The sequence below is a fragment of the Intestinimonas sp. RTP31139st1_F5_RTP31139_211217 genome (genome assembly GCF_040226735.1).
Lineage (GTDB): Bacteria > Bacillota > Clostridia > Oscillospirales > Oscillospiraceae > Intestinimonas > Intestinimonas butyriciproducens.
The window spans coordinates 1-9,830 of record NZ_JBCOAQ010000009.1 but is presented as its reverse complement, the minus strand read 5'-3'; the positions used below and the strand labels follow the sequence as shown (position 1 = coordinate 9,830).

The 9,830-nt window shown below is 59.9% G+C and carries 7 protein-coding genes and 1 pseudogene; all 8 read left to right on the top strand.

Going from position 1 to position 9,830, the window contains the following annotated elements:
- Window positions 1–659, top strand: a 659-nt coding sequence (locus ABUA09_RS08165) for a phage portal protein (RefSeq protein ID WP_349949279.1), incomplete at its 5' end; no start/stop codon positions are given.
- A gap of 365 nt (window positions 660–1,024) precedes the next feature.
- Entirely contained in the window at window positions 1,025–2,431 is a 1,407-nt protein-coding gene (locus ABUA09_RS08160; RefSeq protein WP_349949309.1) for a ParB/RepB/Spo0J family partition protein, read from the top strand.
- A 70-nt stretch (window positions 2,432–2,501) separates the two neighbouring features.
- Window positions 2,502–5,762: an S-layer homology domain-containing protein gene (locus ABUA09_RS08155; RefSeq protein WP_349949278.1), complete on the top strand. Its 3,261-nt coding sequence runs from the start codon at window positions 2,502–2,504 to the stop codon at window positions 5,760–5,762.
- Between the two features lie 303 nt (window positions 5,763–6,065).
- Window positions 6,066–6,419, top strand: coding sequence for a DUF7768 domain-containing protein (locus ABUA09_RS08150; RefSeq protein ID WP_349949277.1), 354 nt, complete (start codon window positions 6,066–6,068; stop codon window positions 6,417–6,419).
- A gap of 35 nt (window positions 6,420–6,454) precedes the next feature.
- Window positions 6,455–7,168 (top strand): antirestriction protein ArdA, encoded by a 714-nt coding sequence (locus ABUA09_RS08145; RefSeq protein ID WP_349949276.1) that lies wholly within the window; start codon window positions 6,455–6,457, stop codon window positions 7,166–7,168.
- 68 nt (window positions 7,169–7,236) lie between these two features.
- Complete coding sequence (locus tag ABUA09_RS08140) at window positions 7,237–7,692, top strand: PcfB family protein (RefSeq protein ID WP_349949274.1); 456 nt, start codon at window positions 7,237–7,239, stop codon at window positions 7,690–7,692.
- Complete coding sequence (locus tag ABUA09_RS08135; RefSeq protein ID WP_349949273.1) at window positions 7,679–9,529, top strand: VirD4-like conjugal transfer protein, CD1115 family; 1,851 nt, start codon at window positions 7,679–7,681, stop codon at window positions 9,527–9,529. The genes ABUA09_RS08140 and ABUA09_RS08135 overlap by 14 nt, the downstream gene beginning before the upstream one ends.
- 101 nt (window positions 9,530–9,630) lie before the next feature.
- A pseudogene (locus ABUA09_RS08130) lies at window positions 9,631–9,759 on the top strand (Maff2 family mobile element protein); the annotation flags it as partial.
- Between the last annotated feature and the right edge of the window lie 71 nt (window positions 9,760–9,830).

The window sequence follows — 9,830 nt, the reverse complement described above, 5'->3', positions numbered from 1 at the left end:
CGCTGGTATGGCTGCGCTACAACGAGGAGGAGCTGCCCCTGTGCCGCTACGTCCGGGACCTCATCGACGACTACAACTGGCAGACCTCCGTCACCGCCGACGCCCTGCGGGACGTGGCCAAGTTCGTCTACATCCTCAAAAACTACGGCGGGGCCGACCTGGACGAGTTCGTGCGGGACCTGCGGCAGTGTCTGGCCGTGAAGGTGGAGGGCGACGGCGGCGTGGACAAGCTCCAGACCGACCTGGACGTGTCGGCGGTGCTGGCCTTCCTGGAGCGGGAGCGTCGGGACCTCTTCGATTTCGCCTCCGCCGTGGACACCAGGGACCCTGACCTGGGCAGCGCCTCCGGCACGGCGCTGGGCTTCCGGTACATGGATCTGGACGCCGACTGCGCCGACCTGGCCGACGAGCTCCAGGCCGCCTTCCGGCGGCTCAAGCCCTTCCTGGACACCTGGCTCCAGGCCACGGGCCGGGGGGACTTCTCCGGCGCGGCGTTCCGCGTGGATTTCAATATGGATATGCCGGTGAACGAGAGTGAGGTCATCGCCAACGTCAACGCCAGCCGGGAACTGTTGTCCCCCCGCACCCTGCTGGCCAACCATCCCTGGGTGGCCGACGTGGAGCGGGAGCTGCGGGAACGAGAGGAGGTGAACCTATGATTAGCTCCGAATAGGAACGCTGTAAATACAAGGGTTTTCGGTCCCAGGAAAACCGGGAAAGAAAAAAAGAACGCTATCACATTACGCAAAACGCCGTCCAAGGGCTACCCTGGGCGGCGTTTTTGCGTAGAAAGCGGGAAAGGAGGCAGAAAAAACATTCACAAAGTTGCAGGCAAAAGTTTGTGCAACACTACAAAGATGAAAAAGGAGGTAAAAAAGTGGCAGAGGAAAAACTGAACACCGGATCAGAGGGTGCGGTCCTGGGCAGTACAGAAGCAGAGACCACGATTCCGGTTCCGGAGACTGACGGTCCCCCGGCTCCTGGCGGAGATGTGGTGGTGGACGCAGATACCATTGAACGTCTTATGGCGGAGCGCCGCGCTGCTGCCCGTGAAGAAGTGGAACAGAACGAGTTAAACACGGACGCCCCCGGTCACGAGGAGCAGACGGAGGCCACAAATCCCCCGGTCCCTGGCGAGGGTGCTCCGGCGCTGTCAGATGGAGACGGCCCCACACTCAAGGCAGACGGTACATCCGCAAAGGTCATCGACTTCACCGCAGCCGGTGGGCCGGATAACCGGGAGTCGGAAAAAAAGGACCAGGATAAGCAGGATGCGGAGCAGGAGAAAAAGCCCCGCCGCAGCCGTACTTCCAAGGAAAAGGGCGGCCCAAAGGCAGACAAAACGGATAAGCCCCGCAAAGGCCGTCCGGCCAAGGCGGAGAAAGCCGCCCCGGAACAAGGCAAGGCAGAACGAGACAAAGTGTCCCAAAGTAAGGACGGCAAAGAGCCGGGTCCCCCTGCCGCCGATGGAGGTCCCGGTTCCGCTCCTACTGCGGAGACAGAGGCCAGTACAACACCCCGCCCCATTGAGGACGCAAAGGTCGTTTACCTGAAATTGAGCGAACTGCACCCATTCCACACCTTCCGTCAACACCCGTTCAAGGTGGTGGATGACGCCGCTATGAAAGAATTGTCAGAGCTGATCCGGGAGCAGGGCGTTATCTCTCCTGCCACTGTCCGGCCTGAAAAGGACGGCAGCGGGTATGAGATCATTGCCGGACACCGCCGCCATCATAGCTGTGAGCTGCTGGGGCTGGAGGAGATCCCCTGTATCGTCCGTGAAATGACGGATCATGAAGCCGTCATGGAAATGAAAAACAGCAACAAGCAGCGCGGCGATCCCCTCCCCAGCGAGTTGGCCCGCCTGCTGGACCTGGAAGTGGAGGACATCAAGCACCAGGGGACGAGGCTCAAAGGCGTGGCCGAGGGGGATATTGGTAAGCGGTCAGTGGAGATCGTAGGGGAGGCCCATGGCCTGAACTATAAAAAGGTCATGCGGTATCTGCGGCTAAACTCCCTTGTACCGGAGCTTCAGGAGAAGGTGGACGGCGTTTTGGACGAAAACGGCAAGCGCGTCAAGGGCCTGGGCTTCATGCCCGCCGTGGAGCTTTCGTATGTGCGGCCCAAAAATCAGCGGCTCATTGCCGTATCTATTGACGGTGAACAGGCTTCCCCCTCCGTGGTCCAGGCCAAGCGGCTGCGGGAACTGGATCAAAAGAACCTGCTCAACGGCGACGTCATCGATCAGATTTTGAGTGAAGAAAAAAAGGAGGTAAATCAGGTGATCATCAGTGAAGCGGAGCTGAACAAGTATTTCGGGGAGGATAAAACGCCCCGTCAGATGAAAGAGCAGATCCTGGCGCTGCTGGACGAATGGAAAGAAAAGCAGCCCCCGGAAAAGAACGTGCCGGAACAGACGGCAGAGCGTTAATCCTTTGGGACACTTTGTCCCGAAGGATTTTTTATTGCCTTTATATTTTAATGTAATAGGAGGAGCAAACTTGAAAGCGAGATTTTATATTCAGCGGCGGGCGCTGCCCCTGCTGCTGGTCCTTGTGCTGTGCCTGGGTCTTGTCCCCACGGCTTTCGCCGCCCAGCAGAACAGCTACCATGACCCCGCCGCGCATTGGCAGGAGTCAAATAACCGGACAAATGAGCTGGACGTGAATAGCGTAGTGACCAACGAGACCTTTACCTGCGCGGAGTGCGGCACAACAGCCATCTTTGAGGTGTTCCGGGTCCCTGAGTACACCAGGGACGGCCAGACGGCCCTGAGCCGGAACGTGAAATATTCGGACGGTATGAGCGTGGACGGAGAGACCCAGGGGACCATTCTGGACGGCACCCCCGGCGTAGACGCCTATTATACCGGGTATCACTGGACCAAGGCGGTGTGTGAGAGCTGCGGCAGTTTCAACACCAATTTGGGTGCGACAAATTACGGCTGCTACAAAAATGTGTATTGGCTGTATGACTGTGCCAGCAATTTCTTTGAGGAACTGCCGGAAACGGTGCGTTATGAATATGCGGACAGCCGGTATCATACCGTTATCACCACAGGTGGGAGCTATTGCGGCTTCTGCTATGGGACCTGGCACACGGAGGAAAGCTGTCTGGAGCGGCACGAGTTGGAGACGGAGATAGAGCCCCAGCCTGCCAACGGGCGGTTTGCCGAGGTGGAGCATTGTACCCTGTGCGAGTATTCCCGGTATGACTACACGGCGGCCAAGGCGGTCATTGCGGACTACTACGGCGTTGTGGACGGCCAGCCCCATACCATCACCGTGACGGACCTCTCCGAGTCCGGCGTCAGCACCTCTCTCCGCTACGGCAGCAGCGCGGATAGCTGCACCCTGACCTCTGCCCCCAACTATACCGAGGCAGGTCAGTACGCGGTGTACTATGAGATCGCCTACACCTACGAGGGCGAGACCATGACGGAAAGCGGCGTGGCCTATGTGTGGCTGCGGGATGAAACCACCAGCGAGGACGGCTCCTGCGGCTGTGGCTGCGGCGACCCAGACTGCGGGTGCCAGGATGCGGATTGCGGCGGCTCCTGCTGCGGCCAGTCCTGTGACGGACACAGTTATATTCTGCTGGACAGCACCCCGGCCTCCTGCCGGACGCTGGGCTATGACCGTTATCTGTGCCTGAATTGCGGCCGGATCGAAAAGCGGGACTATGAGGCGGCCCTGGGGCATAGTTGGCAGGGCGTGGTGATCCGGGAGGCAGACTGTGAGACAGACGGCAAGCTGCTGAACCTGTGTTCCCGGTGCGGCGAACTGGAAGTTGTCGCAACCCCCAAGGGAGAGCACACCTATACCACCTACACGGTATCGGCCACCTGCACCAGCCCCGGCTATACGGTCCGGGAGTGCGAGGCCTGCGGAGATCGGCATATTGAGGACATCACCCCGGCCCTGTCCCACGAATACGAGTCCACCGTCATTCCTGCAGCCTGTGAGACGGGCGGCAGAACCATCCACCGCTGCGAAGGCTGCGGCAGCTCCTTTGTGACGGACTACACGGACCCGCTGGGCCATAGCTGGGACGATGGGACCCTTGTCACGGACGCCACCTGCACCGGTGAGGGCGTGATGGAATATCGCTGCGTCCGCTGCGGGTATCACCGTATAGAGGGCAGCGAGGCTGCGGGCCACGTCCCCGGCGACGCGGCCACCTGCACAGATCCCCAGCTCTGTGCCGAGTGCGGGGCTGTGATCGAAAAGGCCCTGGGCCATGACTACCAGGAGGAAGTGACCGCCCCCACCTGTACGGAGATGGGCTTCACCGTCTTTACCTGCTCCCGCTGCGGGGACAGCTATAAGGGTGAGTACACCGAGGCCACGGGCCACAAGAGCGGCGAGTGGATCGTGGATCAGGAGCCCACCACGGAGAGCGAGGGCAGTAAGCATAAGGAGTGCGAAAACTGCGGTGAAGTCACCGATACGGAGACGATTGAAAAAATCTACCGTCAGGCCACCACAGACACCCACGGAGAGGCCGTGGTGGGCGGCTATCTCGTCACCGTGACCGATACGGACACGAAAAATCCCGTCTCCGGGGCCACGGTCACACTGCATGAGGATGACACCCTCTCCATCCTGCTCCCCTCCGGGCGGTTGCTGGACTATGCAGACCAAACCACCATCTCGGTTCAGTTGGCAGAGGACAAATCCCCAGTGGCGGATCTGTTCATCGCTGTCACCGATGCAAACGCCAACTACTGCGGGGACTCCACTGACGATGCCGGGCAGATCACCGTCCCCGGCACCTCCGGGACCACCAACGAGGACGGCAAAACCACCGGGGGCTGGGAGGACGCCAACGGAGAACGCTGGACCCTGACAATCCGTGTGGAGGACTATGAGACCGGGCGGCCCATTGAGGACGCGGCTGTGTCCATCGGCAAAACCGGCAATATCACCGTCACCCTGCCGGACGGGGTGGATATGGACGAAAACAACCGTATCACCGTGACTGTCACGGACCACAGGAAAACACCCCAGGAGGGCCTGTCCGTCACGGTCAAGGGGGATCTGGGGCAGAGCGCCAGCGGCGTCACTGACGAGGACGGCAAGGCTGCAGTTCCCTCTGTTGCGAAAACGGAGCGGCATACGGCCTATGTCGTGGGCTACACGGACGGCACCTTTGGCCCGGAGCGGAACATGAGCCGGAGTGAGGCTGCAGCCATCTTCGCCCGCCTGCTGGCGGACAGGAACGGGGACACGATCACCACAGCGGCCACCACCAGTTTTTCGGACATCCCCGCCAACGCATGGTATTCCGGCTATGTGCGGTATCTCTCCAATTATGGGGTGGTGTATGGCCGTGAGGACGGCGCCTTTGCCCCCAATGAGGCCATCACCCGTGCGGAGTTTACGGCCATGGCCGTGCGATTCTTCGACGCCTACGGAGATGGGGCTGCGGAGCTGATGGAACAGTACGCCGGTTTTGATGATGTTTCCCCCGGCTATTGGGCGGCGGAGTATATCGCTGATGCAGCCCGGTATGGTTGGATCAGGGGCTACGGAGACGGCACATTCCGGGCGGACCGCTATATCACCCGCGCCGAGGTGGTGACTATCGTCAACCGGCTTTTGGGGCGGCAGGCGGACGAGGCGTATATCGACGCCAACACCAGCAGGCTCAATACATTCTCCGATCTGGAGCAGACCTATTGGGCCTATTATGACATCATGGAGGCGGCCAACACCCACACCGCCAATGTGGGCGAGGAGAAAAACTGGAATGTCAAGTAACCTTGAGACACTTTGTCCCAAGGTCTTTTTTTATGCCCGGCCCTCCCATCTGTGAGGATGAGGCTCTCTGGATATATCCCCCGTCGCCGCAGAGACAAAAGCACAGGCGGGAGCCGCCTGTCAAGGGGGCCTTTTGGCCCCGCCGCACTGCGGCGGCCATGCCCTTGACGGGAGGCCCCGGCTGTGCTGCTCCCAACGGCGCGGCGGGGGTATATCCTCCAGAGCCGCCCCCTTGCCCAAGATTGGGCAAGGGCGGGGGGAATGGGCTGAACGAACCATATTGAAAAACGGAGGTAATGCATCATGAAAAGACCCCTTGCGTATATCACTGCCGCATGGTATGGCGGCGACAGCGAGAACGCGGAACAGGCCGCCCGGTACTGCCGGGCAGTGTATGAGGCGGGCTACGCGCCCATCTGCCCCGCGCTGTTTCTTCCTCTGTTCCTGAACGATCCGGTGCCGCAGGAGCACAAGGACGGGCTGGATATGGCCCGTGACCTGCTGCAGCGCTCCCGTGTGCTGGTGGTATGCGGCCATACGGTCACGGAGAGCATGAAAAACGATATTGCCGTGGCCCAGCGGCTGGGCATCACGGCGACCACGCTGGAGGGCATTCTCACGGTCAAGGGCCAGGGACGGCCCCGGAACCGTGGATAAGTCCCCCGCCCTGGAACATGAAGGGAGGGCGCCGGATGGACATTGAGATCACCGCCCGTCTCACCAACTGGGATCAATACCAGCGCGGGGAGCGGCGGGATATTTCCATCGCTTTCCCCACCACCCGCAAGGAAGTACAAAAGGCCCTGAAGGCCATCGGTGTGGACGGCATCCGGGACCGGCGGGTGATCCTCACCGAACACGACAGCAATCTCCACCCCAATTTCTGCTGCTGCCTTTCGCAGTATGACAGCGTGGACGAAGTGAATTATCTGGCCTGCCTGCTCTCCGGCTTGACCGAAAGTGAGCTGGAGACCTTTCAGGCGGTGCTGGAATATGGGGAACACGACCAATGCGCCGGGGACCTGATCGATCTGGTACTCAATCTGGATTGCTATGAACTCCATCCCGGCGTGGACACGGACGAGGAACTTGGCCGCATCTATGCGGATTTCAACGAGGCCATCGAGGTGCCGGAGGAACTGAAAAACTACTTTGACTATGAGGCATACGGGCGGGATGTGCGGCTGAATGAGAACGGCTGCTTTGTGGAAGGCGGCTACCTGACCCGCAATTCCAGCGGCTTTGTTCCACAGTACGCGGGCCCGGAGGAAATTCCCCCGGAGCACCGGGTATTCGCCTATCCCAAGCTGAATATCCGAGAGCGGCTGGCCGCCTGCAAGGAGGTGGCGGACCGGGCGGTCAGCCATGAGACGGCGGTCCCGTCAAAAGACCGGGACGAGAGATAGCGCCGCTTCGGGACACTTTGTCCCAAGGCGGCTTTTTTATGGGAGGTGATTGACTGGCAGAAGAAGATGTGTCCAGACGGACGGTTGCCCTGATCATCAAGGCGAACAAACTGACGGCCCGTGTGCTGGCCCAGGCAGTGCGGGCGGCGGCCCGGAAGATCCGGCAGGAGCAGCAAGCCCATAAAGCGCCCCAGGGCAAGCAGAGTGTCCGGCAGCTCATGAACCACGGGGGCGGGACCAGCGGCATCCCCGTGGAGGCTCCGGCCCTCTTTGACCGGGTGGCCCGGAAATGCGGGGTGGACTACGCCTTTTACAAGACCAACGACGGGAAACACCTGCTTCTGTTCCGGGAGCAGCAGAAGGACGCTGTCACCGCCTGTTTTGAGGACTATTCCCGGCTGGTGCTGAAACAGGGCCGGACCCGGAGAGTCCCCGTCCTGGAGCGGCTGAAACAGGCCCGGGAGCGGGTGCGCCGGCAGCCGGTGCGGGAGCGGACAAAGGAGCGGGACTATGAGGACCGATAGGCTGCGAAAATATGTATTGCCCAATCTCCCCTACCTGTTCGTCCTGTGGGCCTGCCTGAAATGCGGCACGGCCTACCGGCTGGCGGCTGGGGTGAGTTTTGCGCAAAAGCTGACCGGCATGATGGCGGCCATCGGTCCGGCCTTTGCGGACCCTGCGCCGGGGCTGAATGGATTTGACTGGCTCGTTGGCATTGCGGGCGCGGCAGCCTTTCGGCTGCTGATCTGCTTCAAAAGCAGGAACGCCAGGAAGTACAGACGGGATGTGGAGTACGGCAGTGCCCGATGGGGCGGTCCCAAGGACATCGCCCCGTTCGTCGATCCGGTGTTTGAGAACAATATCATTCTGACGGGCACGGAATTTCTCACCATGAACACCCGGCCCAAAAATCCGGCCAACGCCCGCAATCTCAATGCTTGCGTCATCGGCTCGTCCGGCTCCGGCAAGACCCGCGTCTGGCTCACGCCCCAGCTTTTGCAGGCAAGTGCGAAGAAAAAGGGCGGGTGCAGCTATGTGGTGGTAGACCCCAAGGGCGACACCCTGGAGCAGTGCGGCGCTTTTTTGCAGCGGCAGGGGTATGAGGTCCGGGTATTCAACAGCATTGATTTTTCAAAATCCATGCACTATAACCCCCTGTCCTACATCCGAAACGAGGCGGACATCCTGAAATTCGTGGACACCCTGATCGCCAACACCTCCGGGGACGGCAAGGAGAGCGACCCGTTCTGGCGCAAGGCGGAGACCCTTTTATACTGCGCCCTCATCGCCTATATCATCTTCGAGGGTGCGCCGGAGGACAAGAATATGAATACGCTGGTGGATATGATCAGCGGCATGGAGGTGAAAGAGAACGACGAAAACTTTATGAACGCGGTGGATTATATGTTCAAGGGCCTGGAAAAGCGCAAGCCGGACTGCTTCGCGGTGAAGCAATACCGCAAGTACAAACTGGCCAGCGGCAAGACGGCCAAGAGCATTTTGATCTCCTGCGGTTCCCGGCTGGCCCCTTTTGACATCCCCCAGCTCCGGGAGATCATGAGCTATGACGAGCTGGGGCTGGACCGTCTGGGGGATAAAAAGACGGCGCTGTTTTTCCTGATTTCAGACACGACGCCGACCTACAATTTTTTGGTGGCTCTGGCATTCTCCCAGATGTTCAATCTCCTGTGTGAACGGGCGGACAACATACACAAGGGCCGCCTGCCCCATCATGTGCGGGTACTTTGGGACGAGGCGGCGAACACGGGACAGGTGCCAAACCTGGAGAAAATCGTGGCAGTCATCCGCTCCCGCGAGGTATCACTGACCCTCTTTTACCAACAGATGGCGCAGTGCAAGGCTCTGTATGACAAGCACGCGGAAACGGTGCTGGGAAACATGGACAGCATGATTTTTCTGGGAGGCAGGGAGTCCAGCACCATCAAGGAAATTTCCGAGAACTGGCTTGGCAGGGCCACCATCTATATGCAGACAGACGGGCGGAGCAAGGGCCAGAGCGAGAGCTATAACATGAACACCCAGCGTCTGGGACGGGAGCTGATGACCCCCGCCGAGCTTGCCACCATGCCGGGAGACAGGTGCATCATGCAGCTCCGGGGCCTGCCCCCGTTCTACTCCCCCAAGTACGATTTGAAACAGCACCCCAATTACAAGTACACGGCGGAGGCGGATAAGACCCGCAACGCCCTTGACCTCTCCAGGCTGATCACACGCCGCATGGACGAGGTGGACCCCCAGGAGGAGTACGCCGTGTACGAGGTGGACGTGCCGGAGGAGCCGGACATAGACGAGGGAATCCTGAGCTATGACGACATCGACGACCCGGACGCCTATCCATGACCCCGCTTTGGGACAAAGTGTCCCGAAGCAAGTACCCGCCGCCCGTTTGGGCGGCTATTTTTATGTCCGGGGTATGTTCTCCCCGGAGGAATGGAGGTTCTATGCAGTTTTTCACTTCCGCAATCACCACCCTGCAGACCCTTGTTGTGGCTCTGGGCGCCGGTTTGGGCGTGTGGGGCGTTGTCAACCTGCTGGAGGGCTACGGGTCCGACAATCCAGGCTCCAATGCTTATGTGTCATAAAGTAGCATATAAAAATTGATATGCAGCCCTACTATTCCAAACAAACATTGTTAAAAATG